Origin of the sequence: Micromonospora kangleipakensis, assembly GCF_004217615.1 — a bacterium.
In the GTDB taxonomy this organism is placed as follows: domain Bacteria; phylum Actinomycetota; class Actinomycetes; order Mycobacteriales; family Micromonosporaceae; genus Micromonospora; species Micromonospora kangleipakensis.
Map to the genome: position 1 here is coordinate 5,756,956 of NZ_SHLD01000001.1, position 24,209 is coordinate 5,781,164.

Here is a 24,209-nt window from a genome sequence, read left to right on the forward strand (position 1 = left end):
ATCGGCGCCCCTCGTACTGGCGCGGATCCCGAGCCAGCGTCCGGCCCGCTCCGTTCCTCACGTCAGAGCCTACGTCGGTTCCTTAGCCCTAGTTTTAATCGACACCATCGCGCGACCCCTCTGAGCTTGCACAGTCCCTCTGTACTGGTGATCAGCGGTCCCCGCCGGGACATCGCTACGTCGGCTCAAGCCCGGGCGTCGAGCAGTCGGTCGAGGTCCACGGCCGTGCCGATCAGGGAGAGGTGGCTGAACGCCTGCGGGAAGTTGCCGGTCTGCTCGCCGGTGGGTGCGATCTCCTCTGAGTAGAGGCCGAGTGGACTGCTGTAGGTGAGCATCTTCTCCAAGGTCAGCGTGGCGTCGTCGAGCCGTCCGGACTCGGCGAGGGCCCGGACGTACCAAAAGGTGCACATGGTGAAGGTGCTCTCCTGGCCGGGAAGGCCGTCGGGCGAGGCGGCCGGGTCGTACCGGTAGACCAGGCTGTCGGACACGAGCTCCGCGTCCATGGCCCGCAGCGTGGACTGCCACATGGGGTCCGTCGGCGCGATGATTCCGACCGACGGCATGGCGAGCAGAGCCGCGTCCAGGACGTCGGTCGCGTAATGCTGCACGAAGGCACGCCGGCCGGGGTGAAACCCGCGCGTCATGATCTGTTCGTAGATCTGGTTCCGGGTACATGCCCACCGGTCGGTGTCGGCCGGTAGTCCGCGTCGATGAGCGAGGCGGACAGCCCGGTCGAGGGCCACCCACGACATCACGCGCCCGTAGGTGAAGTCCTGGCGGCCGCCACGGGTTTCCCAGATCCCGTCTTCGGGCCGGTCCCAGTGCTCGCAGAGCCAGTCCATCATGCGTACGGTGCTCAGCCACCCGTGGCGATAGATCTGCAGACCATGGCTGTCGGCCTCGTGAAGGGCGTTGAGTGCCTCGCCGTAGATGTCCATTTGCAGCTGGTTCGCCGCGCCGTTGCCCACCCGCACGGGCGCTGACCCACGGTAACCCTCGAGGTGGTCGAGCGTCTCCTCGCTGAGATCGGGTGAGCCGTCGACGCGGTACATGATCTGCAGCGACGCCTGCCGGTCCTTGACTTCCTGGACTCGATCGTTGAGCCAGTCCATGTACCGCCACGCTTCGTCGGTGAAGCCCAGGCAGAGCAGGGCGTGCACGGTGATCGACGCGTCGCGGATCCAGGTGTAGCGGTAGTCCCAGTTGCGCTGGCCGCCGATCTGCTCGGGCAGCCCGACGGTGGGGGCGGCGATCAACGCGCCGGTCGGCGCGTACGTCAGGAGCTTGAGCGTGATCGCCGACCGCTCAACCATCTCCCGCCACCGGCCGATGTAGCGGGAGCGGGCCAGCCAACGCCGCCAGAAGTCACGGGTCTGCTCCAGCAACTGCTGCACCTCGCCCGGTGTGTAAAAACGCGGCCGGTCAAGTGACACTCCTGTTTCCATAACCACAGCCCCGGCCTCGCCCTCCCGCAGCGTGGCGATCGCCCGCAAGCCGCCCTCCCCGGTAGGCCGCATTTCCTGCTCGTCGGGCGGGCGTTCGGGGTATCGAACGGTGCTCACGGCGAGGGAGAGCGAAGGGCTGCGGAAGACGTGCCCCTCGGGGTAGCGATCGAGCTCGTGCGGATCCCGCCCATAGTTGAAGCGGGGTTGGCAATCGACACGGAACCGCATCGTGCCTCGGACCATCCGCAGCATCCGCACCAAACGGTGGCGGTCGGTCGCCTCATCCCCCGCGACGGGCATGAAATCCACGAGCTCACCCACGCCGTCCGCGCTGAGAAACCGGGTGATCAGGATCGCCGTGCCCGGCAGGTACAACTGCTTGCTCACGTACTCGACGCCCTCCGGCGACACCTGGAAGTGCCCACCCTTGTGCCGATCGAGCAGGCCCCCGAACAGGCTCGGCGAGTCGAACCGAGGGGCGCAGAACCAGTCCAGCGTCCCATCCATCGCCACCAACGCCGCGGTCTGCAGATCGCCGATCAAGCCGTGGGCCTCCACCGCAGGGTACGAGTCCACCCGTCCCTCCCACCACATCTCACCCGGGGACTTACCCTAACCGGACGAAGCAGGCATCACGGCTCGAAACTGGCAAAAGCCGACGCCTCACCTTCGGCAGGTCATCGACAGTCCGGGGCACAGCGTGCGGGTTGAGCTCATCGTGCGGGATGAGCCACTGGTCATCGAACGCAGCGGCGACGTCGCGGAGATCTCCGGTCGCGCCCTGGCAAATCGCTACCGTTGATCACCAAGCCGGCGCGGTGGGTCGGCGATGGGTTTCACGTCCGGCGCGCGCAGGTTGGCCTCGAACTGGTCCCTCCGGCGCGCACCCCTCGGGGTGGAGGCGTTCCCGGCATGGCCCTGCACCCCAGGCCAGGGCCACCGCAGCGGCGCTGGCGCCCATCTCGCGAGCAACCTCGTTGATACCGCTCACTGACCGTCCGACCGCCGCCTGAAAACACGCAAACCGGCCGCTACGAAACCCGGGGCAGCTCACACTTCGCCTTGACATTGAGATCTTGGATCGTGGTTTCATCGGCAACCTCGACCACGAGCAGCACATTGATGCATGTCACTCAGCCAGGTGCTTGTGGCGTGGACCGTAACGAAGCAACGCTGTCCCGCCTGCCGGACGATACTCGAACCACTCGTCACCGGCAGCGGGCCACGGACCCTCGCGACGGACATCCGACCAGCACAACCTCCGGATCCTCCCGTGACATGGCCCAATCGGGGGTACCGTCCGGCGGTAGGAACAGCGGCGGCAGTAGCCCCTCCCGGTCCTCGATCACAGGGGCGTTGATCCGGCCTTGGTGACTGATGGCCGGCGGGAGCCCGGGTGGCCCGGGGCCAGGACCAAAGGGTTCCCGCCGTCGGGACAGAACACCGCAGACAGGACGAACAAGGAGTGGGTACGATGGACGTCAATCTTGAGGTGGTCACGATCCCCGTGTCGGATGTCGACAGGGCGCTGGAGTTCTACCGGGATCGCCTGGGCTGGCGACTGGACTTAGACATCGAGGTCGGCGACGACGTCCGCGTCGTGCAACTGACCCCGACTGGTGCCGGCCATACGTCCATCGTGTTCGGCAAAGGCCTGCCGATAGCCGCTGCACCGGGGTCGATGCGGCACCTAGAGCTGGTGACCTCCGACATCGTGGCCACACGGGAGGAGCTGGCTCAGCGGGGCGTCGACATCACCGAGGTCTACCACGGCCCCGGCAGCGCTTTCTGGCCCGAGGCACGCCAACCCGGCCCCGACCCCGAACGTGAGAGCTACAACTCGTACGCCTCATTCCAGGACCCGGACGGAAACGGCTGGACGCTGCAGGAGGTCACTACCCGCATGCCGGGTCGCGAGGCCCGTTCGTGACATCACAAGCCGCGTCCTTGCTCCACCACCTACCGAATGCCGCACACATGTCGATTTTCCATGCACATAGCGCCACACGCCGGCGATCTTGACAGCTGGGTCGGCCAGTGAGCGCCTGCGCGAGCCACAGCCGGCGGTGCCGCTGCCGGAGGCGTTGCGCGGGGTGGCCGACGAGACGTCGGCCGCCGGCGTACCGATCGAGGTGGATGTCGTTGGCTGGGTCCGGCCGCTGCTCGCGGAGGCGGAGGAGCCGCTGTTCGGGGCGGCCCAGGAAGGGCTCGCCAACGTCCGCAAGCACGCCCGGGCGGCCCGCGCCGCACTGATCCTCGACTATTGGCAGCCGGCTGCTGTTCGGCTGGAGGTGCGCGACGACGGGGCCGGCACGGTCGGTGGCGTCGGCGGTACGCACTGGTGGACACCGTGGCAATGACCTCAAGGCGCGGGTGAGCCTTGCGGTACCGGCGCTACGCCATCCCGAGCACCACCCGGCTGCGGTGCAGCACGTTCCGGCACGACGGGCCGTGGCGCAGCGACCCAGCCAACGCGCGGACGGCAACCGTCTTGCCGCCGGCTGTCTCATTCAATGCCAGACCTGCACCCTGGCCGTGGCGGCAGCGGAACCTCGATCAGACGTGACCTCCTCCAGCTGCACCGTGATAGCAATTCGGATATGAACGCGCACCACGGCGACATTTCACTGCTGGACGAGCTGCCCGCGCGTGCCGCTGCCGCCGCTGTCGGTGCTGGAGCTGGCTCTGGTGCTGGAGGGCGCGTGTGCGCGTGAGGGTCTTCAGGCAGTGGTCTCGACCGCGCAACGAGCCGCAGAGTTCGGATTCGGTCGGGTGTGGGTCGCCGAACACTACGGCTATTGCTCTGCCGGTAGCGTTGCACCTCCCGTGCTGGCCACCCATCTAGTGAATGAGGTTCTTGGACGCTGGCCGTGTTCCGGTGAGCACCGCGATGCCTTCGACGCCGTCTACACGAGATGCTGATGGCTTGGCGGGTTGAAGCTCTTGTGAACTATTTCCAGGTGGTTGCCGTCGAAGTCAGCGATGTTGGCTGCGTAGTAGTTCGGGCCGAAGTACGCGCGTATCGCTGGCTCGCCCTCGCTCGTTCCGCCCGCCTCAATCGCTGCAGCGTACGCGGCGTTGACCTCGGCCTCATCGTCAGCAACAAACCCTACATACAGTCCGGTTTCACCGGACTGGCGCTGGTGACTGGGTCCCGGTGAAGTGGTCCACCTGTTGTGAGAGCCCGATGCCCCATGATGGGGTTGGGAGGGATCATCACGATGGGTACCCGACGGCGGCACACGCCGGAGCAGATCATTCGCAAGCTTCGGGAGGGCGAGAAGCTGATCGGGCAGGGTTCCGTCTTGCCCGAGGTGTGTAAGCAGCTGGAGGTTTCCGAGGCGACCTGGCATCGGTGGGTGGCGCAGTACGGCGGGATGAAAGCCGATGACGCCAAACGGCTGAAGGACCTGGAGCGGGAGAACGCCCGGCTGAAGAAGATCGTCGCTGAGCAGCTGTTGGACATCGACATGCTCAAGGAGCTGAACCGGGGAAACTGGTGAGTCCGGAGCGCCGCCGCCGCGCCGTGACCGTGTTGCAGCAGCGCTTCGGAGTGTCCCAACGACGTGCGTGTCGGCTGGTCGGGCAGCACCGGTCGGCGCAACGCCGGCCGGCGCCGGCTCGTCGTGACGCTGATGAGGTGCTTCGGGCGCGGCTGCGGCAGATCTCCGCGCAGTATCCGCGGTGGGGGTGGCGTAAGGCCCACGCGATCGCCGCCCGCGAGGGCCTGGTGGTCAACCGGAAACGCACCCGCCGGCTGTGGCTCGACGAGGGCCTGAAACGCCCGCCCAGGGTGCGCAAGAAGCGGCGGGCCGGACCGGGCCGTCATCAGCGGATGCGCGCGACCCGGCCGGATCAGATGTGGGCGTTGGACTTCCAGGTCGACGTCACCGCCAACGGCAGGCAGGTGCGGTTCCTCAACATCGTCGACGAGTACACCCGCCAAGCCCTGGCCACCCGCGCGGCCCGCTCCTTCACCGCGGACGCCACGGTCGCTGTCCTCGACGAGTTGATCGCACGGTTGGGCAGACGGCCGGAGCACATCCGCATGGACAACGGTCCCGAGCTGACCGCCCACACGCTGACCGACTGGTGCCGTTACACCGGCGTCGACCCCGCCTACATCGACCCCGCATCACCGTGGCAGAACGGGATCTGCGAATCGTTCAACGGCCGATTCCGCGACGAATTCCTCACCTGCGAACAGTTCGACACCCTGCTGGAGGTTCAGGTACTGGCCGAGGACTGGCGCATCGAGTACAACACCTACAGACCCCACGGCTCGCTCGCCTGGCTCACCCCAGACGCCTACCGCCAGCAGTGGATCACCAACCGGCAACCAACGCTCTCATAGCCGGTGGACCACCAACCGGGGCCCAGTCACTGGCGTAGCCAGATACTGGAGCCGACTGCGACGCCAGACCGTGTCGGTACTGAAGTCCCTGGACGCCACGGTCGACGTCAAGCAGCGCCTGCGAGAGCTGCTCCGCGAGGCCGGCGTCGACCCCGACCTCGTGCAAGCGCCTAGGCGCGGCCGGTAACTACATCACACAAGCTCAGCAGGGCCCCGCCTTGGCGGGGCCCTGCTGACGTGGATGAGCGCACCTCGGGCAAGACCGCCGTCTCTTCACGGCAGGGGCGCCTCCGGTGGTCCTGACCCTTTCGTCCCGAACGCGGCTGCCGTGCATTGTCTGCTGCCATCGGTTGTCGTTCCGCGCCTCTCAGCTCGGCTACGACCTCGTCCACTGTCGTGACCCGTCGACCGCAGGTGGCACGTTCGCTGCTCCTTGCTTCTTCCGAGAGTGGCCAGAGCCTCAGCCGCGCATACCGGTCCTGCACCTACGGATTGCCGGCGAGTCGGTCACTTGACCGCTCGGTACAAAGGTGGGGAGCCTCGGCCGGCCGGTCTGGGGTTTCAAGTCCGGCTCGCGGCTGTACTTCCGTGCTGTACGGCGATAGCCCTTGACCCGGGGTTGCCTTGGCGGCGTCTGCGACAGTGGTGGCATGGACAACCGGTTCCGCCAGCTGCCGCCGCGGATCGAACCTCGGTACGAGACACATGACGTCTCCGATCCGCCGCCGTTGCCGGAGGTGGAGGAAACAAGTTGGTTGACGCCAGCCGGGGAGGTAGCCGGTTTCGAGCGGTTGGCCTCCGCCGTTGCCCGCAACTCCGACCGGACCGGCTCGGAACCGGTGCGGCAGCGACGGCGCGGCCGAGCTCTGGTGATCCTCTACATTGCCCTGAGTCTGGGAATAATCGCCGTGAGCTTCGTCCTGCGCGCCCGCGTCCGTTGATCATTTTCCGGGAACTCGACGCGTCCGCGGTCGTCTGTAAGCCCTCCGCCTCTACTCGGAAGGACCCCCGTCGGGGGGAGCCTGGTCGGCGTTGCCGGCTGGTGTCAACCGACGTCGTCTCCTGCTCTCACGCACCGGGGCCGTGCCACCCCTTCCAGCCGTCATCGTTGCGCGGCGAGCGGTTTGCTGACTCTCTGCTGACTCGGCGTGGCGGTCGCTGCCGGTGCGACTTCTCGCTTACAAGCTCTGTGCGGGTCGTCCCGCGTCGTCTGTCCTCGTTTGCGACCTCGGACGATTGTCCGCACTCGTCCTCTAGCGGGCGTCCTCGTGCGGCCAGGTTGCTGTCACCGTTGCTGTCGATCCTCGGCGCCGCCAAGCCATGGCCCGCCAGTGAGGTACCGGCGGAGGTCGCTCGGGACCGTTCCTCGCCGGACCACCCACTGATCACCAAGCGAAGCCACCACCAGGTCGTCGTGTTCGAACCGCATTCGGAGACCGCCGACCGATAGCTCTGTTGTGTAGCCGTGGATGAGAGAAGCATCGAGCAGTCGCTGCCCAACAAACGAGGCCAGCAGGTCCGGCTCCCGTGCGGGGCCCACTCTCGTCTCGCCGCACTCCTGCATCTCGTACGACGGGTAGGGGTCGACACGTTCCAAGCTAAGGTGCTCGCCGCGGCCGTGAGCCATCAACGCCGGCTTGCCCTCGAAGTGCAGCCAGAAGTCCAGCAGGCTTGCCGCGTCGTCGTCGCGCTGTCCCTCGTGCCAGTAACGCGCCTCGCTCACCGCGAGCAGCCTCCGGCCGATGAGGTCACGGACGAGCTCGGCCGCAGCGACCGGATCATTCACGCGACACAACCTACTTCGCTGGGCACTTGTCCCGCCGACTTACGCATTACGAGGTCAAATTGTCAGCGCCGACGACCTGGGCGCATGGGGGTCTAGCAGCGGAAATGCCTCTCGACATCTCACACCACTCCCCCGCCGTCCGCCGACCTCTTGCGGACTGGATGCGGACCGCTCGCCTGCCAGATCCGGACGCCCGCGGCGGCTACCTCATCGGCTCGAAGGCATCTGACTGGGCCCCGGTTGGTGGTCCACCGGCTATGAGAGCGTTGGTTGCCGGTTGGTGATCCACTGCTGGCGGTAGGCGTCTGGGGTGAGCCAGGCGAGCGAGCCGTGGGGTCTGTAGGTGTTGTACTCGATGCGCCAGTCCTCGGCCAGTACCTGAACCTCCAGCAGGGTGTCGAACTGTTCGCAGGTGAGGAATTCGTCGCGGAATCGGCCGTTGAACGATTCGCAGATCCCGTTCTGCCACGGTGATGCGGGGTCGATGTAGGCGGGGTCGACGCCGGTGTAACGGCACCAGTCGGTCAGCGTGTGGGCGGTCAGCTCGGGACCGTTGTCCATGCGGATGTGCTCCGGCCGTCTGCCCAACCGTGCGATCAACTCGTCGAGGACAGCGACCGTGGCGTCCGCGGTGAAGGAGCGGGCCGCGCGGGTGGCCAGGGCTTGGCGGGTGTACTCGTCGACGATGTTGAGGAACCGCACCTGCCTGCCGTTGGCGGTGACGTCGACCTGGAAGTCCAACGCCCACATCTGATCCGGCCGGGTCGCGCGCATCCGCTGATGACGGCCCGGTCCGGCCCGCCGCTTCTTGCGCACCCTGGGCGGGCGTTTCAGGCCCTCGTCGAGCCACAGCCGGCGGGTGCGTTTCCGGTTGACCACCAGGCCCTCGCGGGCGGCGATCGCGTGGGCCTTACGCCACCCCCACCGCGGATACTGCGCGGAGATCTGCCGCAGCCGCGCCCGAAGCACCTCATCAGCGTCACGACGAGCCGGCGCCGGCCGGCGTTGCGCCGACCGGTGCTGCCCGACCAGCCGACACGCACGTCGTTGGGACACTCCGAAGCGCTGCTGCAACACGGTCACGGCGCGGCGGCGGCGCTCCGGACTCACCAGTTTCCCCGGTTCAGCTCCTTGAGCATGTCGATGTCCAACAGCTGCTCAGCGACGATCTTCTTCAGCCGGGCGTTCTCCCGCTCCAGGTCCTTCAGCCGTTTGGCGTCATCGGCTTTCATCCCGCCGTACTGCGCCACCCACCGATGCCAGGTCGCCTCGGAAACCTCCAGCTGCTTACACACCTCGGGCAAGACGGAACCCTGCCCGATCAGCTTCTCGCCCTCCCGAAGCTTGCGAATGATCTGCTCCGGCGTGTGCCGCCGTCGGGTACCCATCGTGATGATCCCTCCCAACCCCATCATGGGGCATCGGGCTCTCACAACAGGTGGACCACTTCACCGGGACCCAGTCACATCGGCTCACCGGACAATATGCCGTAGGCAAAAACGATCAAGAACATGACGCCGACCGCAGCGAAGATCACGCCAATCACCCGTTCCAGCAGGACGAAGCGCGCCAGACGCTTGTCGTACTGGACATCTGGTAGCCAGCGCCACGGCGGAACTCGCCGTAGAACGCTCGCGGTGGTCATTGACCGCCGCACGTGCCACTCCGTCACGCCACGAAAGTTGGTAGCCAGGGCGATACCTACGAGGCCCACAGTCATGCTCATCATGACGGCGGCCACGAAGCGCCATTGCTCCATCTGGCCTCCTCCGGTGTGGTCACCGGATCATAGGTGACCTCGGTCTTGCAAAGATAAAGACTGCTGTCGGCCGGCGTCGGCTAGCGCGGTTGGCCTGCTCGTCGTGTCGGTTATCGCCGCCCCTCATTCGTGTCCGTCCGCCGGCTTGGCTGTACGGATGGCTGTACTGGCGACCGCCATAATGCGCTGATGACAGACCCGAGCCGCTACCCGTTCGCGCCGAGATCCAACCGGCATCTCCGAGCAGGGCAGTACTGGGCTCTGCCGCTGCGCAACGGGCGCTTCGCCTGTGGGCGTGTCATGGCGGTTCCGGCCTTCGGGCCGAGGGACCGGGTTGGTGTGCTGCCGGTCGAGTGGCGGCGCATCACCGACGAGGGCATCCAGATCGGCAACAGCACCTATAACACCGCCGAGCTCGGCCCTTACCGGCACCAGCACTCCGGGGTGATCGCCAAGCGGGACCGGTGGGAGGTTCACTACGACCCCTACGACGTCTCCCAGGTCCATTTGCGCACCCCGGACGGCTGGATCACCGCCGCCTGGACGCACCTGCCGATGGTGTCCGCGCCGTTCGCCGACTTCACCTGGCGTCACGCCCGCCGGCTGGCTGGCACGGGTGCCACCGAAACCGACGTCGCCCGGGTCCTCGACGAGTTGCTCACTCGAGCCGAGCACGGCCCGAACCGGGCCAGCACCCGGATCACCGCACGGACCCGCGCCGGGAGATCAGCCACCGCCCGGCCCTGCCCGAACCCGCGGTTGCGGCGGCCGTCGACGAGCCCGACCGCTCGGATGCCGAGGTCATCCCGTTCGGGGTGTTCGACGCCGAGATCGAAGCCGAACGGTGAAAATGAAGGGAACCGAGCAGCGGAGGCCGAACCCCGACTCGATTTCGCCCTGCAGCACTCTGACGTCTACCGCAGGCCTCGCCGGGGCTGAGAAGGCGCTCATGCCGTCTCTCCTGGCGTCGTTCCGGCCAAAGGGGCGTCGGGGCAAGTGGACGGTCGGAGAGCGTGTGCGTGCACCGACCAGGCGAGCGGAAGTGCGACCAGGACCACTGCCTGGATCGCGAGCAACGCCGCGACGATGCCCCAACGGTCTGCCACCTGGCCGACCCCCACGGCGACGAGCGCGTACAGCACGCGGCCGAGCAGCGACCCGAGCGAACCCATCGTCGCGCGTTCCCGATCGGTGAACTCGCGCTGCAGCAACGTCTGCTGGGCGATTGTCGACATGCCGTAGGCCGGTGACCCAAGTAGCACGGGCGAAAATACCGTCGGCTTGACCAGCGCCACGAAGTTCGCCACGTTGTCGAGCAGCTCACCGAACAGCAGAGTGCGGGCCGCTCCCACCCGGCCGATCACCCAACCACTGACGCGGAAGCCGACGAAGGCCACGCCATGGCCGAAGGTGCGCCACGCGCCCAGCGCCCAGAGCGGCCACAGCCCTGCCACGAAAACAGGCGACAACTGAGCCGCGCTTTCGCTGCTGTAACGAAGCGCCGACACCAGAGTCATCCGGCGGAGCACCGGATTACGGCGGATGCCGCGCAGGGCCGATCCGAGATGCACCAGCACGTTCGATTCCAGCGGGCCGTGCACCCGCGGTTCCCGGACCCGCAAGGCGACGAGCACGCACAGCACCTGCGGCACGACCGACAGCACGACCACCGCACGCAGCGACCACGCGCCGGCGACCACGCCACCTATGGCTGCCGCCAGCGCGAGCGCGAGCTGGAACATCGAGTTCACACGGCCCGAGTGCCGGGGGAACTCCTCCTCCCGGTCGGCTCCGAGCAGAGTGTCGTACAGAAGCGCGTCGTTGTTGCCGCTCCACAGTGAGGCCGCCAATCCCTCCAGCACAACAGCTGCCAGGAGGAGGCCGTAGCCGGAAGCGCCGGCGTACACGAGGTGGGCGGCCACCATGACGACGGCACCGGCGATCATCGTGCCGCGACGCCCGAGCCGGTCGGAGAGCACGCCGGTGGGGACTTCGAACGCCGCGGAGGACAGCATTTTCAGCGCCAGCAGGCTTGCGGCGGCTGTGTACGAGCCGGTGACCTGCGCGAAGTAGATGACCATGATTGGCCCGTACATGCGGAAGTCGCCGAGGAAGTTGAACCAACGCAGCAGGCGAACATTGCGGCTGACGGTCTCGTCAGCAAGGTTTGGAGCAGCCGGAGCTGACCTGAGCCGTCGAGTTCTCCTGCCGAACGGAAAAGTGATCAGGCGTTGGAGAAAGACAAGGACACGGTGGATCGAGGAACGACGAGCGGACACAGCAGAGCTCCCGGAAAGGCGAACGGAGGCGCCGAAAAGCGCCAAGGGCTGGTGACACGTGTCACCTCGCCCCGGCGACCGGGATGTGGGCTGAGCTCGCTACACGCGCGGCGTTACAAGCCTGCGACTGCGGTCGCCAAGGGGCGAATGGAAGCTCCAGCCGATGAATTAGACATCAGTGCTCCTCAATTCCCAGGCAGACGGTTCCGCAACAGCTCCAACTCTAGCGACTGAAGATCTACGTGTCCGTCGATTTATTGGCGAGCATCAGCTGGTTCCGCCTGGACGAACGTCCTCACCCACCGGCCGCGGCTCACGGTCATCCGGTCGCATGTAGGACCAGTTCCACTTCGAGACGACTCGTACTGAAGAAGAGACCGCCGTCGTCCTAGAGTGCTGGGAGCGCGTTGACGTCAATCGCTGATCGGCCGGGAAGACAAGATCAGTTTATCGATCTTGAGTGTCCACTGGCTGCGCCGTCGGGAGGTGACCATGCTCGACCTGGTCGACTTCGGTGCCAACCCTCACGCCCGCGAGTTCGGCGACTTCGGGATCTGTCGGGTGCGCTACGGCAAGGCACGCAAGGGCTCGCCGCTTAAACCGCGCAGCGTGCTGACCGTCTGGGACTGGACCACAGACATCCTCCAGCAGTGGACCACCGAGGTCCGGCCACTGATGCCCGAGGCGGGCTCGCCAGCGTTGTGGCCCTCGGAGCGCGGCGGTCGGATCACCGTCAGCACGATCAACAAGCGGCTCACCACTCGGCTGACCTTCAAACCTGGCGTCGTCATCACGCAGCAGCGCCGCCTGGCCCTGCTGCGTCGGTTCGCCGTCGACAAGCACGCCGACGTCGGCACCCGCACCGCCGCCTGCCTGCTGCTGCTCTACGCCCAACCCCTCAGCCGCATCCAGCACCTCACCACCAACCACGTCACCTCACACGACGGCGAACTGCTCATCCACCTCGGCGACCCACCCGCCCCCGTCCCCGAGCCCTTCGCCACGCTCCTACGGCAGCTCGCCGCCGCCGCCGGGCCACCGCCGGCTCTACTGTTCCCCGGCCGGCTCGCCGGACAGCCCATCGCCTACCAGACGCTGCACAACCGGCTGCGCAACCTCGGCTTCCCCATCACGGAAGCCCGCGTCGCCGCGCTACGCCAACTCGTCCTGCAGGCCCCCGCCCCGGTCGTCGCAGACGCTCTCGGCTTCCACCAAACCACCGCCACCCGGCAGGTCTCCAACGCCGGCGGAACCTGGAGCCAGTACGCCGCTGGCGACACACGCCGTCACCCTGACCCCGGGCCAGTCGGAGAACCCGCCACAGTCGAATACGCGCCCCTACCGGTCGTGCAGGTTCGGTCCGATGCAGCACCGCCGCGTTGGGCATCTCATGTCAGGGCCGAGCGGTGCCAGCTTGCGTGGGCGCTCGATAGAGGTTCCGAGCTGTGGTTGTCCGCGCGGTCGCCGCGCAGTCCGCATCCCGCACGCTGCTCGCCACCACGGTCGGCATGGCCTCGCAGCGCACCAATCGAATTCGGGTGGCCTGCCGCCGAAAGTACGGACAGGCCTGTACCACGCCCGAACAGCGGCAAATGAGTAGGTGCAAACAGCGGTACGGGCGGATGCGATCATGGATTCGTGCAGTACCTCGTTGCGACCGAGTGTCTGGGCCGGCCAACCAGCCCCCAACAGGTCGCTCGCTGCCGTGGCTGGCCGCTGAGGACCAGGCGGCCGAGTCAACCGTGCTCGACGACCTGGCCGACGCGGAGCCCCGCGACGAGCTGGCCCCGTCGAGAACTGATGAACAGGTGGCAGCCCGCGGCTAGGCTTCGCTGCGATTCATGGGCAACGCGGGAGGAGACTGGCATGGGCAACGCGGCGTGGGGCGCTGGCCACCACACGGGCGTGGGAGAGGGCCTCGCCATCGGCGAAGAGATCGGCCGAGCCATCGGCGAAGCTGCCGGCGTAAAGAAGGGCGTGGCGATCGGCGTCGCTGCGAGCGCCGTCGTCGCGGCAGCTGGCGTCGGGCTCTGGAAGCTCGACCCATGGAGGCTTGTTTCGAAGCACCTCTTGGGCCGTGAGCAGGACCCTGCCGCCATGGACTCGAACCCGGTCGCCGAGAAAGGCGTCGACGACGAGCAGGAAGCCCGCGAAGGCACCCCAAGCGAATAGGTTAGCCAATACCGCAGCCGCCTGGAGCGGCTGCGTCGCAGGCGCAGCCGGCAGGAAGCGCCGGCCCATCCTGCAAGACATCGGCGCTGTTACGAAGTAGCTCCCGCAGGTGGGCCTGAACGTAACCACCCAGGCCCACCCGCGGTCGGTTCCAGCTCAAGCGAGGGGATGAGGCTCGTTGGTTAACGCCGCCAGAGCGGCGGCGACCTCCTGCAGACTCGCCCGGACGTACGTAGTGGTGGTGCCAACGTCACTGCCGCTGTCGGAGTGACCGGCGTACGCGCGGGCCACAGCGTAGCCGAAGTTCCGCTCGACCCACGTCAGCGTCGTGTGCCGCAGCCAGTGGGTGCTGATCTGCTGCACGTAGACCCACGGCAGGTGCTCACCGATGCGTACCCACATGTGGTCGTAGCGCCGGTAGGTGATCGGCTGCCCGTTGCGGTAACGCAGCAGCTGACCCGTTCCCGTCGCCTGGCGTTCCTCGGCATGCTGCTGTAGATGCCTCATCAGCGTGGGTGACACCGGCTGCCATCGCACTGTGTCGCCCTTCTCGCGTAGCAGGATCAGGCACTGGTCCGGGTCTAGGTCGATCGGCCGTAGGGCAAGCGCACCGCCCCGGCGGCACGCCGTCTCGGTGTGCAGCCGCAGCAGCAGGCTGTCCAGCGCAGGGTCGTCGCCCGTGCTGGCGGCGACGGCGTTGATCTCTGCCAGCCTGGTGTCCGCTACCGCTCGTCTGGTGCTGGGCAGGCGCCGCGGCTTGGCCACCTTAAGGGCGGGGTTGTCCGCCGCGGCGATGTACCCGTCGGCGACGGCCCGCTTGTACAGGCATCGCAACGCGGCGATCAGATGCTCCGCCGCACTTCGCCCACCCCGTGCGTTACGCCGGGCCACCACGTGCGTCTTGGTGTACTCGGCGAGCTGCTCGATCTCCGACGGTGTCGGCTCATCGAGCCGTCGCTGTTCCCACTGCTCCAGGACCCGCGTCCAGTACGAGCCGTAGGCCCGCCGGGTACCGTCGCTGACCGCTGCCGCTACCACCGGAACGTACTCGGCGAACGTCGGTGCGGGTGGACGCTCCGAGGCCGCCTCGACAAGGTCAGCCGGCGAGATCCCCATCCGCGCCAGCAACAACCGCGCGGCATCCAGCTCCGCCCGGCCCACGGTGGTGTCGCTCATGCCTGACCACCGCCCAGCAGATCTGCGTGAACCGCCACGACCATCGCGTCCAGGGCGGCAGGAGGGTGCACCACCAGTAGGCCGTCAGCGGGGTTGGCGGCCAGCAGCAGCCGGTCGCCGGCGGTGAGCCCGCACCAGTGCCGGACAGCCGCCGGCAGGTGGAGATGGCCTTGGCCGGTGACGGTGAAGACGCCCTGCCCATCCAGCCGGACGACGATCACTCCGGAGCCCTCGCGGATGTGCAGCCGTGTGCCCGGATTCCATCCGAGGGTACGGATGACCGCACGGTCGGCGATGCGGCCACTGCTGTCGATGGCAGCCAGGCCGTACACCATCGTGCCGGCGCGTGGCGTCGGCAGGACCGGCAGGGGCAACGGCGGGCGGCGAGGGGCTTCACCACGTGGCCGACGGTGGCCCGGCTCCCGGTCCGCCAGCCTCACGGGAGGGATGACGGGAGCCACGGAACGATCAGCCACGACAATCGCTCCCGATCGAGGCAGGGGCGATCGAGGGAGTAGCTGCGCTGAGATTGGCGTGGTCAAGCGTGCTTGACCACCAGTACGCGAAACACAGCATGGATGCTGCAATTTGGTGTCCGAGGGGCGACACGAACCATTGCCCCACCGCCGATGACGATCGCCAAGACCTTGAAGATCACACAAGTCTAGGTGCTCCGGTGACCTCTTCGAGCCCCGCCGAAGAGGTCACCGGACAGGAAGCCCTGGTCAGAGGGTTGCCCGTGGGATTCGAGTCTCAGCTGCCGGAATCCCTACCGACTCCGCCACGGCGGATCCCGAGCCGTACGCCGATGCAGCATGGCACTTCAAGCCGTGTTAGCCGTCGCCGAAGGTGACGGCGAACAAACCTGGTGCGGTACCGGCGCCGGAGTGTCGACGATCTGGCAGGTCAGGTGACCCCGATGTTCAGGTAGAAGTGGCCGAGCTTGAGCGAAAGAGAGGCGCCTCCGAAGTGGTGAATGAGCAGGGCTAACAGGATGACGATCAAGATGCAGACGACGAGCCAGATAAGGAACCACACGAACCCTGGGATCCCGTAGCGACCGACGCGAGCCATTAGGCTCGCCCCCTCGCGGTTGGCGCTGCAGCACGCACCGCCACGCATGGACGTGTCGGCTGTCGATAACTGCGCCCGACGCTAGCGGACGTCTCCATACAGCCTCCTTCATTGAGGTGTCCGCGAAACTTCCCTACCGAGGCGCGCGTCAAACTGGGACGGAGGAGCCCTGATCTTGTCCAGCGGGTCAGGCGTGTCAGACCCGGCACGCATGATCTAAGACATGGCTGATCGGACCGTGCCCGGCACGGATGGCTTGATCTGGTACTCGACGCCTCGCGCCACGGTCGGCTTGGCCGTGCGGGCCACCGTGGTCGTTGACTGCGCGCCGTGCGTGCGCCGCTGGGCGCTGGGTCGCGATGCTCGTCAACTGTGGGACGCAGCGGAGCGCAAGGGCACTGATCTCGCTTGGCTTCGCGAGATGCATCCGCACGCGGCTGGCAAACAGCCATCTGATCCGTAGCCTCGGCCGGACTGGATCCGTATGACCAGTGAGAACCTCGCCCTCAAACGCACCGTGCGCGATCAGGAAACCGAGGTCCGAAGCCTCGCCGACAAACTGGCCGCCGCCCGCGAGAACAACCGCTTCGCCGACCGCCGCATCGCCGAACCACAACTGGGACAGGGAAACAAGGTTGGCCAGCACAGCGCCAACGGCGAGCCATAAAGACCGAGTAAGGGGCTGATAGTCTCCGGATATGTCGATCATCGTTCGCCCCGCCGCCGCGTCCGACGAACCATGACGCCGAACCTGCGCCGGTCCGTCCGTGCGATCGTGCTCGACGAGGACGACCGCATACTGTTGTGCCGGTTCGTCTTCCCTCACCCAGCAGTGCCGGGCCACGCGAAGGCCGTGTGGACGGCACCAGGCGGCGGCATCGAACCCGGCGAGGACCCGCTGACGGCCTTGCGTCGCGAACTTCGCGAGGAGACAGGTCTCACGATCACCGTGGACCCACCGCACGTCTGGCACCAGGAAATCGTCGCCGCCGACCACGCGCCCGGCTTCGACGGCTTCACCAATGACTACTTCCTCATCCGCGCGAGCCACTTCCAGCCCCGCGGCGAGCTGACCGACGACCAACTCGCCGCCGAGAACCTGGCCGCGTTCCGCTGGTGGCAGCTCTCGGAGATCGTCAGCTACGCCGGCCGTGAGCTGTTTTCGCCCCGCGACCTCGCCACACCGTTGACGGCGCTTCTCACCACAGGCACGCCGACGCATCCGGTCCAACTCGGCCTCTAAAAGGACGTCTCGTAACTCGGTGAAGGCGTTGCCCGTGGCCGCACTGGTGCTCACCCGGTGAGGGCGATGTTGTGCAGGTGGGCGATGGCGGAAGCGGTGTCGGTCAATGTGCTGGCAGCGCGGCGGTAGTCACGCAGGATTTTCCAGGTCTTCATGCGGGCCAGGGCGTGTTCGACCTGGGCGCGGACGGTGCGGTGCTGGTCATTCAGCTCCTGCTTCCAGGCCGGCAGCGGGCTGCCGTCGCGTGGCTTGCGGTAGGGGATGATCACGTCGGGGTTGCCGCGGTAGGCGCCGTCGGCCATGACCGGCCTGCCGGCTAGCTTCTGGTCGATGCCGCTGGTGCGGTAGACGATGGTGTCGTTGCGGTTGCCGGGTTGCGGGTCGCCGAGGGCGATGACGAGGCGGGTGCTGGCGTCGATGGCGACCTGCAGGTTGGTCGAGTAGCGGTAGTTCTTGCTCGGCGCGGCCAGGCGGTGGTCCCGGATGGGGATGAGGGTGCCGTCAACGATGGCGATCTGGTCGACCGGTCGCCGGCGGACCGGGGCCAGGGCCAGCAAAGGTCCGAGGGTGTCGATGACCCGGTGCGCGGCGGAGTGCGAGACGCCAAACAGCGGACCGATCTGGCGCATAGTCAGGTTGGTGCGCCAGTACGCGGCGACCAGCAGCACCCGGTCGGGCAGGTCGAGGGGCCACTGCCGGCCTGGCCGGCCGTCAGCGATGGCGTCCCCGCCACGCTCGGCGACCAGCCGGACCAGCCGGCGGAACTGGGCGGGCTGCAGACCGGTGAACGGGAAGATCCACTCCGGCCGGGCTGAGGTGATCACCTGCACCACGACATCTTCTGTGATCCTCCTCAGAGGACAGACGCCGGGTTACGAGACGTCCTTAGCGCAGTGCTGATCGCGCAGGCAATCGCCGTTCGGACGACGAAGTAGCCCATGACCTGGTCATGTCTGTCTTCGGCGGGATGAGCAAAGGCGAACGCAACCGCGTCAAGGTTCGGGTTCGCACCGCGATGGCTTCGCAGACCCTGCTGGAGGGCAGGTACCTCGGTGGTCGCCCACCGTACGGGTACATGCTCAAGGATCTCGGGCCGCACCCGAACCCGGCGAAGGCGGCCGACGGCAAGCGCCTGCGTGGGCTTACCCCTGACCCGCAGACCTCGCCCGTCGTGCGGCGCATCTTCGCCATGTACCTCGGCGGCTACGGCATGTTCGCCATCGCCGAAGCCCTCACCCGGGATGACATCCCGTGCCCCTCGGCATACGACCGCACCCGCAACCGGCATCGCGGCGGGCTGGCGTGGCCCAAGAGCGCGGTCCGGGTCATCCTGACCAACCCGCGATACACGGGCCGGCAAACCTGGAACAAGCAGCGCACCGGCAAAGTCCTGCTCGACGTCAACGACGTTGCGCTCGGCCACGCGACGAAACCTTGATCAAGCCGCTGGACACGTGGCTGGCGGGGGAACTCGGACCACTGCAGCGCCGCCACACAATCACAAAGCTCCTCGAACAAGCCGCTGCCGACGTGCCCGTCGTCACGACCGTGGCGCCAGTCGGGCCGACACTGGCCGAGTGCGACGCGAAACTGGCCCGCTACCGAGCGGCCCTGGAAGCCGGAGCAGACCCGGCTGTCATCGCCGGATGGATCGCCGAAACACAGGCCGAACGGCAACGCGCCGAGCACCACGAGCGGACCATGCTGGCCGCCGAGGCACCGGACGCCACCGACCACCTCACCGAAGAGGAGATCATCGCCATCGTTGAAGAACTCGGCGCCATCGTCACCGCGCTACGAGACGCCGAGCCCGAACACAAGCTGGAGGTCTACCGCGCCCTCGGCCTACGCCTCACCTACGACCCAGAAACGCAAACGGTGCGGGCAAATGTGGATCTTGCCACGCACCGTTGGGATTCGGTTTGTGTCCGAGGGGGGACACGAACCGAAACCCCACGCCAGCTCGACCTGACCAGTGAGTTCCTACTCGGCCGCGAGGGATGAGTGGTGTAGGCCTGGCCGGGTCCGCCGCCTCGCCGAGCGGGACCGCCTCCAGCACGACCCGCACCGGCCCGACCGAGGCCAGATCGGCCGAGCGCGGGATCACCGCGGCCCGCCGAGACCGCCAACCCACGCTTTGCTAAACGCCGCTCGCGAGCAGACACCCCTGCCCTCGTCCATCACCTCGGGAGGCGTAGCCCGTGCATGCCGCCGTCGACGGCCAGCGCGGAGCCGGTCGTGGCAGCGGCCGCCGGCGACGCCAGGTAGTGCACGGCGTCGGCCACCTCCTCGGCCGTGACAAGCCGGCCCGTCGGCTGCCGCGCCTCCAGCCGGCGCCGCTCCCCGTCGGGGTCCGCGGACGTGGCGAGCAGCCGGGCGACCCACGGGGTGTCGACAGTGCCGGGGCACACGCAGTTGACGCGGATGCCGTCGCCGATCAGGTCGGCGGCCATGGCCAGCGTCATCGCGTGTACGGCGCCCTTGGTCGCCGAGTACAGGACCCGGTTGGGCAGGCCCGCCCGCGCGACGACCGAGGAAATGTTCACGATGGCCGCATGGCGGCTGCGGCGCAGGTACGGCAGGGCCGCCCGGCTGACCCGGGCGACCCCGACGACGTTGATGTCGAGCACCCGATGCCATTCGGCGTCGTCGTTGGCGTCGACACCGCCGACGGCGCTGACGCCCGCGTTGTTGACCACGATGTCCACGCCGCCGAACGCCGCGTCGACTTGGGCGAGCGCCGCGTCGACAGACGCGGCGTCGGCCACGTCGGCGTGCACGGGCAGCACTCGGTCGTCGGTCCGGTCGCCCGCGGTCAGGTCCAGCGCGGCCACCCGCGCGCCGGCATCCACGCACCGGCGCACGCACGCGGCCCCGATGCCCGATGCGCCGCCGGTGACAACCGCCACCAGACCATCCATTGTGCCCACCTAATGGCCTCCTATCGTTGGTTCGGTGAGGTGTCGGTCATCGCCACGCGGCGTTATATGGATCTCGGAAGCGGTCGAGCGCCTCGGAGATGATCCCGGCGGAGCATTCGGGCGCGGCCGGCGCGACGCAGTGGCCGTCGCCATCACCACCGCGTCGACGAAAGGTCGCGCAGGCGCGCGATGCGCCTGTGCAGCCCGACGCCCGCCGCGGGTGTGCGGACCGGTACCGGGGCGGGGTTCCTCGCGTCCGACCCGCCGACCTCTGCGGAGGCCAGGAAACGCAGGCGACGAGGTGGATCGTGGCGAGCTCATCGTGGTCACGCCTGCCGGCAGGTGTTGCGTTGCCGGCCCAGGCCGGCCACCTCGACCTCGACGACATCACCCGGGCGTAAGTAGCCGAAGCGGCCCGACAGCGCCACCCCCTGCGGCGTCCCGGTGTTGATCACATCGCCTGGCTCCAGCACGGTGAACTGGGACAGGTGCCACACCAGGTGCGCCACCCCGAACACCATGTCCTTGGTGGAGGAATCCTGGCGCGGCTCGCCGTTGACCCAGCTGCGCAGCGGAAGGTCCTGCGGGTCCCCGACCTCGTCGGGGGTGACCAGCCACGGTCCGAGCGGGTTGAACGTCTCGCAGCTCTTGCCCTTGGACCATTGCCCGCCGGAGCGGTCAAGCTGGAATTCCCGCTCGGACACGTCGTTCGATGTGGCATACCCGGCCACGCAGGTCAGCGCATCATCGGGTGTGTCGAGGTAGCGGGCGCGAGCGCCGATCACAACGGCCAGCTCCACCTCCCAGTCGGTTCGCGTCGAACCGCGCGGGATCACCACGTCGTCGTACGGCCCCACAACGGTGTTGGGTGCCTTGTAGAAGATGACCGGTTCGGCTGGAGGGGCGGCGCCGGACTCGGCCGCGTGCGCGGCGTAGTTCATCCCGATGCACAGCACGACGCCCGGCCGCGCCACCGGGGCTCCGACACGCAGGCCGGAGACGTCCACCTCCGGCAGCCGGCCCGACTGGTAGGCGGCGCGAACCCGCGCCACACCGCCCGTGGCGAAGAACCTGCTGTCCAGGTCCGCCGTAATCGGCGTCAGGTCATGGTGCCGGCCGCCCTCACCGACGAGCACCGGGCGTTCGTGGCCGGCCGGGCCCACCCGCATCAGCTTCATCAGCTCTCCCGTCCGGCGCGCATCCGTCCGCAGGCGGTGAGGATGCCCTGAAGGTAGCCGATCGCGTGAGCCCGCCCGCGGCTGCAATAGGCGGCGGAGGAGGTATCGCCCCACGTGTCGAGATCGTCGGTCATCGCCGGGGTATGGTCGTCGATGATGAAGCCGTCGAAGCCGACCGACGCGAGTCGGGCCATCACGGCGGCCGGGTCGAGGTTCCCCTCGCCGAGGAAGCACTCCGTGAATGCGGGCACGGTGCCGTTCACGTCGCGAAAGTGGACGTAGCTGATCGCGTTCGCACGACCGAAGAAGTCAATCACCTCGTCGACGCTGCGGTGCCCGTCCATCTCGGATACCGTGCCGAGGCAGAGGTTGAGGCCCCACGCCGGGCTGCCGTTGGCCCGCCGGTGGCCCTCCTTGAGGGCGGCCGGGGTGATGAAGATGCGCGCGGCGCCACCGAGCGGGGCGTCGACCGGCGGGTCGTCGGGGTGCAGGGCGAGCCGCACGCCGGCCTCTTCGGCGACTGGTAGCACGGCATCGAGAAAGTACTGGTAGTTCGCCCACATCTGCTCGGCGGTGATCGGCGGTTCGATCGGCTCGCTGGGTGTCAGCTTGTAGCTTGCCAGGGCGTTGCCGGCACCAACGTCGGCGAGGTCGAACGCGGTGACGCGGGCGCCGCCCCGGCCGACGGCCCGCATGTCGGTACGCCACACGTAGGTCGTGATGAAGTGGTAGCCGAGCAGGAAGATCCCGGCCCGGGCCATGTTACGGATCGTGCGCTGGTAGTTTTCGATCTGCTCGTCCCGCCCTGCGGCGCCGCGCTGGATCTTGTCGAAGTGGGCTGCCGGGACGTTCTCCAGCCCTTCGATGGTCAGGCCGTCGCGTGCGCAGCGGTCCTGTAGCGCCCGCAGGTCTGGGTAGGTCCAGTAGCCGGCGTCACTTGGGAGGTTGCTGGGGGCGTGCAGCTGCACGCTGGTCAAGCCGAGCTGTCGGGCGAACGCGGCGGTGCGGTCGTCGTAGGTGTCGATGTGGCCGAGGGCGATGCGCATGCTCATGGCCGTGTCCCTTTGTCACGGAACGGGCCCAGTGGGAGCCCGGTTGCCCCGGTCTGGATGGCGGACAGATGCCAGCGGCCGAGGTTGGCCGCGATCAGGGTGCTGCCGAGGAATGCCACGTTGGTGGGGTGGCACAACTCGTGGGCGCCCGGGTCCCGCGCCAGGACCGACACGGCGCCGCCGGGGGCGACGACCAGGATCTGGCTGGGCTCGTAGCAGGCGACGTAGAGGTTGCCGTCGGTGTCCAGCGCAAGCCCGTCGGGCAGCGCCTCGCCCAGCCGCGCGAGGACGCGTCGCGCACCGGGCGCACCGTCGGCGGTGATGTCGATCGCCGTGACGCGGTGACCCCAGGTCTCGGCCACGTACAGGGTGCGGCCGTCCGCGGACAGGGCCAGCCCGTTGGCGAAGTCGAACGGCCCGCGATGCCACAGCACGTCACCGCCGTCCGGCTCGAGGCGGGCGATGCCGGGGCCGGGTACGTGCGGCGTGCCGCTGTCGGACACGTACAGTCGCCCGGCCGTGTCGAACACCGGATAGTTGGGGTTGACGAAGCGGTGGCCCGGCACGCCGTCAGCGAACGTGTCGACCTGGCCAGTGACCGTGTCCAACCGCATCACCGCCGCGTGGGCCGCGTCGCACACGAAGACGTGTCCCGCGGCGTCCAACGCCAGGCCGAGACAGAACCCGCCTGTCGACGCGACCTGCTCAAACCGGCCGTCTGCCAGGCGGTAGATCTGGCCTTGCTCGCCGCCGCACCACACCGTCCCGTCCGGGGCTACTGCCACACCCTCCGCGTGGTCCAACCGCGGTTCGGTGAACAGACCGTCGAAATGGATCCGTACGTCAGTGGTCATGACTCCCGTCCGAAGGTGTTGAAGGTCCGGCTCGACCCGGCCACCGGCTCGTCTACTGTCACTTCCAGCCCCATCGTCATTCGGGCAGCGCTACGGCCAGGTTGGCGAGCAGTCCTCCGTCGACCCGGATCTCCGCGCCGGTGACGAAGCTGGCCCGCGGACCGGCCAGGAACGCGATGACCTCGGCCACCTCGTCGGCGCGGGCGACCCGGCCCAGCGGGTGGCTGGCCCCCCAATCCCGCAGGACGTCATCTTCGGCGCGGCCGTTGCCGAACTGCCGGGCCGAACGACGAAGCATCGGCGTGTCGACAGAACCCGGTGACACCACATTCACCCGGATGCAGTCGGCCGCGTGGTCGATGGCCATCGCCCGGGTCAGTGCGACGATGCCGCCCTTGCTGGCGGAGTACGCCGCTACCCCCTTCTGGGTCGCGTGGGCCTGCACGGAGGCGACGGCGACGATGGCGCCGCCCCCCCGCTCCCGCATCCTGGGTACGGCGTGGTGCGCGGCGAGGTACAGGCCGCGTAGGTTAACGGCGATGACCTCGTCGAACCCGGAGGCGGTGGTGTCTACGACGGTGCCGTACCGCTGGATGCCCGCGCAGTACACCAACACGTCCAGCCCGCCGAACCGGTCCGCTGCGGTAGCGCACAACCGGGCCATGTCGTCATCGTTGCGCACGTCGCCCACGTCGCCGTCCACCACGGCCCCCTGGGCGCCCAGCCGGTCCACGACAGCCTTCACATCATCGGCCTCGTGCCCGCCGATGACGACCGCCGCGCCGGCGCTCGCTAGCCGCAGCGCAGTCGCGGCGCCGATGCCGGTAGACCCGCCCACCACGACCGCTACCTTGCCGGCAAGGTCGCTGGCGTACACCATGTCGCCATCCTCCATCCGTTCACCCATGCCGTCCTC

27 protein-coding genes are annotated in these 24,209 nt (G+C 67.9%); 14 read left to right on the top strand and 13 right to left on the bottom strand.

The window, feature by feature from the left end:
- Positions 1–185 precede the first annotated feature (185 nt).
- The gene (locus tag EV384_RS27490; RefSeq protein WP_130337777.1) at positions 186–2,021 is read right to left on the bottom strand and encodes a glycoside hydrolase family 15 protein; all 1,836 of its coding nucleotides are present in this window, start codon (positions 2,019–2,021) and stop codon (positions 186–188) included.
- Between the two features lie 898 nt (positions 2,022–2,919).
- Here EV384_RS27490 and EV384_RS27495 point away from each other — a divergent pair.
- The 6 genes from EV384_RS27495 (at position 2,920) to EV384_RS27515 (ending at position 6,740) form a co-directional block, all read left to right on the top strand.
- The gene (locus EV384_RS27495; protein ID WP_130337779.1) at positions 2,920–3,375 is read left to right on the top strand and encodes a VOC family protein; all 456 of its coding nucleotides are present in this window, start codon (positions 2,920–2,922) and stop codon (positions 3,373–3,375) included.
- Between the two features lie 88 nt (positions 3,376–3,463).
- Positions 3,464–3,805, top strand: coding sequence for a sensor histidine kinase (locus tag EV384_RS27500; RefSeq protein WP_130337781.1), 342 nt, complete (start codon positions 3,464–3,466; stop codon positions 3,803–3,805).
- Positions 3,806–4,094: 289 nt separating this feature from the next.
- Positions 4,095–4,367, top strand: a complete 273-nt coding sequence (locus EV384_RS27505; protein WP_130337783.1) for a hypothetical protein — start codon at positions 4,095–4,097, stop codon at positions 4,365–4,367.
- Positions 4,368–4,390: 23 nt separating this feature from the next.
- Positions 4,391–4,606, top strand: a complete 216-nt coding sequence (locus tag EV384_RS35615) for a hypothetical protein (protein ID WP_207232490.1) — start codon at positions 4,391–4,393, stop codon at positions 4,604–4,606.
- A gap of 60 nt (positions 4,607–4,666) precedes the next feature.
- A protein-coding gene (locus tag EV384_RS27510; RefSeq protein WP_130337785.1) for an IS3 family transposase occupies positions 4,667–5,799 on the top strand; the annotation gives its coding sequence in 2 pieces (ribosomal slippage) (positions 4,667–4,931 and positions 4,931–5,799; 1,134 coding nt in all).
- A 650-nt stretch (positions 5,800–6,449) separates the two neighbouring features.
- The gene (locus tag EV384_RS27515; protein WP_130337787.1) at positions 6,450–6,740 is read left to right on the top strand and encodes a hypothetical protein; all 291 of its coding nucleotides are present in this window, start codon (positions 6,450–6,452) and stop codon (positions 6,738–6,740) included.
- Positions 6,741–7,084: 344 nt separating this feature from the next.
- On the opposite strand, the gene EV384_RS27520 is transcribed toward EV384_RS27515, so the two are convergent.
- From EV384_RS27520 to EV384_RS27530, 3 genes are all read right to left on the bottom strand, one after another.
- Positions 7,085–7,585 carry a hypothetical protein gene (locus EV384_RS27520; RefSeq protein ID WP_130337789.1) on the bottom strand — a complete coding sequence of 167 codons (501 nt, stop codon included), beginning with the start codon at positions 7,583–7,585 and terminating at the stop codon, positions 7,085–7,087.
- Between the two features lie 255 nt (positions 7,586–7,840).
- Positions 7,841–8,973, bottom strand: a protein-coding gene (locus tag EV384_RS27525; RefSeq protein WP_130337785.1) for an IS3 family transposase whose coding sequence is annotated in 2 segments (ribosomal slippage) — positions 7,841–8,709 and positions 8,709–8,973 — 1,134 coding nt in all. Because the reading frame shifts where the segments join, the coding sequence is not laid out codon by codon here.
- 74 nt (positions 8,974–9,047) lie between these two features.
- Positions 9,048–9,344 carry a hypothetical protein gene (locus tag EV384_RS27530; protein ID WP_130337791.1) on the bottom strand — a complete coding sequence of 99 codons (297 nt, stop codon included), beginning with the start codon at positions 9,342–9,344 and terminating at the stop codon, positions 9,048–9,050.
- A gap of 189 nt (positions 9,345–9,533) precedes the next feature.
- On the opposite strand from EV384_RS27530, the gene EV384_RS27535 reads away from it, so the two are divergent.
- Positions 9,534–10,283: a Mu transposase C-terminal domain-containing protein gene (locus EV384_RS27535; RefSeq protein ID WP_242624328.1), complete on the top strand. Its 750-nt coding sequence runs from the start codon at positions 9,534–9,536 to the stop codon at positions 10,281–10,283.
- Positions 10,284–10,291: 8 nt separating this feature from the next.
- Here EV384_RS27535 and EV384_RS27540 read toward each other — a convergent pair whose 3' ends face one another.
- Entirely contained in the window at positions 10,292–11,623 is a 1,332-nt protein-coding gene (locus EV384_RS27540) for an MFS transporter (RefSeq protein ID WP_130337793.1), read from the bottom strand.
- Between the two features lie 492 nt (positions 11,624–12,115).
- On the opposite strand from EV384_RS27540, the gene EV384_RS36505 reads away from it, so the two are divergent.
- Together EV384_RS36505 and EV384_RS27550 are read left to right on the top strand one after the other, a co-directional pair.
- Positions 12,116–13,219 carry a hypothetical protein gene (locus EV384_RS36505; protein WP_242624329.1) on the top strand — a complete coding sequence of 368 codons (1,104 nt, stop codon included), beginning with the start codon at positions 12,116–12,118 and terminating at the stop codon, positions 13,217–13,219.
- Positions 13,220–13,489: 270 nt separating this feature from the next.
- Positions 13,490–13,795, top strand: a complete 306-nt coding sequence (locus EV384_RS27550; RefSeq protein WP_130337795.1) for a hypothetical protein — start codon at positions 13,490–13,492, stop codon at positions 13,793–13,795.
- Between the two features lie 156 nt (positions 13,796–13,951).
- On the opposite strand, the gene EV384_RS27555 is transcribed toward EV384_RS27550, so the two are convergent.
- Both EV384_RS27555 and EV384_RS27560 read right to left on the bottom strand, forming a co-directional pair.
- Positions 13,952–14,971 (bottom strand): tyrosine-type recombinase/integrase, encoded by a 1,020-nt coding sequence (locus tag EV384_RS27555; protein WP_130337797.1) that lies wholly within the window; start codon positions 14,969–14,971, stop codon positions 13,952–13,954.
- Positions 14,968–15,306, bottom strand: coding sequence for an AbrB/MazE/SpoVT family DNA-binding domain-containing protein (locus tag EV384_RS27560; protein ID WP_242624330.1), 339 nt, complete (start codon positions 15,304–15,306; stop codon positions 14,968–14,970). The genes EV384_RS27555 and EV384_RS27560 overlap by 4 nt, the downstream gene beginning before the upstream one ends.
- Before the next feature lie 962 nt (positions 15,307–16,268).
- Between EV384_RS27560 and EV384_RS27565 the strand changes: the two genes are divergently transcribed.
- From EV384_RS27565 to EV384_RS27575, 3 genes are all read left to right on the top strand, one after another.
- The gene (locus EV384_RS27565) at positions 16,269–16,508 is read left to right on the top strand and encodes a hypothetical protein (protein WP_130337799.1); all 240 of its coding nucleotides are present in this window, start codon (positions 16,269–16,271) and stop codon (positions 16,506–16,508) included.
- A 21-nt stretch (positions 16,509–16,529) separates the two neighbouring features.
- The gene (locus tag EV384_RS27570) at positions 16,530–16,712 is read left to right on the top strand and encodes a hypothetical protein (RefSeq protein ID WP_130337801.1); all 183 of its coding nucleotides are present in this window, start codon (positions 16,530–16,532) and stop codon (positions 16,710–16,712) included.
- Positions 16,713–16,784: 72 nt separating this feature from the next.
- The gene (locus tag EV384_RS27575; protein WP_130337803.1) at positions 16,785–17,288 is read left to right on the top strand and encodes an NUDIX hydrolase; all 504 of its coding nucleotides are present in this window, start codon (positions 16,785–16,787) and stop codon (positions 17,286–17,288) included.
- A gap of 50 nt (positions 17,289–17,338) precedes the next feature.
- Here the strand turns inward: EV384_RS27575 and EV384_RS27580 are convergent, their stop codons facing one another.
- A complete protein-coding gene (locus EV384_RS27580) occupies positions 17,339–18,118 on the bottom strand; it encodes a transposase family protein (protein WP_130340857.1) in 780 nt (259 codons plus the stop codon).
- 119 nt (positions 18,119–18,237) lie between these two features.
- On the opposite strand from EV384_RS27580, the gene EV384_RS27585 reads away from it, so the two are divergent.
- Both EV384_RS27585 and EV384_RS35135 read left to right on the top strand, forming a co-directional pair.
- Positions 18,238–18,726, top strand: coding sequence for a recombinase family protein (locus EV384_RS27585; protein WP_130337805.1), 489 nt, complete (start codon positions 18,238–18,240; stop codon positions 18,724–18,726).
- A complete protein-coding gene (locus EV384_RS35135; RefSeq protein WP_165440093.1) occupies positions 18,723–19,292 on the top strand; it encodes a hypothetical protein in 570 nt (189 codons plus the stop codon). Before EV384_RS27585 ends, EV384_RS35135 begins: the two co-directional genes overlap by 4 nt.
- Before the next feature lie 176 nt (positions 19,293–19,468).
- On the opposite strand, the gene EV384_RS27595 is transcribed toward EV384_RS35135, so the two are convergent.
- From EV384_RS27595 to EV384_RS27615, 5 genes are all read right to left on the bottom strand, one after another.
- A complete protein-coding gene (locus EV384_RS27595) occupies positions 19,469–20,197 on the bottom strand; it encodes an SDR family NAD(P)-dependent oxidoreductase (RefSeq protein WP_341273644.1) in 729 nt (242 codons plus the stop codon).
- A 338-nt stretch (positions 20,198–20,535) separates the two neighbouring features.
- Entirely contained in the window at positions 20,536–21,387 is an 852-nt protein-coding gene (locus EV384_RS27600; protein WP_130337811.1) for a fumarylacetoacetate hydrolase family protein, read from the bottom strand.
- On the bottom strand, positions 21,387–22,439 hold the full coding sequence (locus tag EV384_RS27605) for a mannonate dehydratase (RefSeq protein WP_130337813.1): 1,053 nt from the start codon (positions 22,437–22,439) through the stop codon (positions 21,387–21,389). Before EV384_RS27605 ends, EV384_RS27600 begins: the two co-directional genes overlap by 1 nt.
- On the bottom strand, positions 22,436–23,242 hold the full coding sequence (locus EV384_RS27610) for an SMP-30/gluconolactonase/LRE family protein (RefSeq protein ID WP_165440094.1): 807 nt from the start codon (positions 23,240–23,242) through the stop codon (positions 22,436–22,438). Before EV384_RS27610 ends, EV384_RS27605 begins: the two co-directional genes overlap by 4 nt.
- Before the next feature lie 127 nt (positions 23,243–23,369).
- On the bottom strand, positions 23,370–24,200 hold the full coding sequence (locus EV384_RS27615; RefSeq protein ID WP_242624331.1) for an SDR family NAD(P)-dependent oxidoreductase: 831 nt from the start codon (positions 24,198–24,200) through the stop codon (positions 23,370–23,372).
- Positions 24,201–24,209 lie beyond the last annotated feature (9 nt).